The organism is Vibrio sp. 811 (assembly GCF_033339195.1).
This window is the reverse complement of the sequence record NZ_JAWOUB010000332.1, coordinates 1-755: the sequence shown is the minus strand read 5'-3', so window position 1 is coordinate 755 and position 755 is coordinate 1. Positions and strand designations below refer to the sequence as shown.

Sequence of the window (755 nt, the reverse complement as noted above, 5' to 3'; positions counted from 1 at the left end):
TCGCTCCGGGACAGTGGTACTCACTGGTTGTGGCGAGTATTGAGGCGTCGTTTTCGGTTGGCTTTCTCGCTCTTCAGGCTCTGCTCGATGGAACGCGGACTCATTGACTTGCGGCTTATCAATCACAGAGCTTTGTGCCAACGCATCAGACAAAGCTTGATAGATAAAGTCATGTACCAATCTTGCTTGATGGAAACGCACTTCATGCTTCGCTGGATGAACGTTCACGTCCACCTGATGCGGGTCTAGCTCGATGAACAACACATAAGCGGCGAATTGATCCGGCTTTAAGCTCATTTCGTAACTTTGACGAATCGCATGATTGATCAGTTTGTCCCGCATCATGCGGCCATTCACGTAACAATACTGCAAATCGCTTTGCTGACGAGCCCCATCCGGGGTGGTGATCCAACCATGCAACTTGAGGCCTTGATGCTCAAGCTCAATACGAAGCATATTACGCACAAATGCATTACCACACACCGCCGCTATACGCTTTTCGGTTTGCAGTTGATTCTTAGCCGCACGGTACTGGCGGATCACTTTGCCGTTATGACGAACGTTGATCGAGACATCAAAGCGGCTCAGTGCAATGCGTTTTAACAGCTCGTCAATGTGAGCAAATTCCGTTTTTTCGGTACGCAGAAACTTACGGCGTGCAGGAGTATTGAAAAACAAATCCAGCACTTCAACCGTGGTACCAATGGGATGGGCAGCAGGCTGCAATTTGACCTGCATATCACGCCCTTCCGAAT

1 protein-coding gene is annotated in these 755 nt (G+C 49.3%); it reads right to left on the bottom strand.

Annotation, left to right across the window (positions count from 1 at the left end; translation table 11 throughout):
• On the bottom strand, window positions 1-755 hold a 755-nt coding region (gene mutL / locus R7Q46_RS26685; RefSeq protein ID WP_318078158.1), incomplete at both ends, for a DNA mismatch repair endonuclease MutL.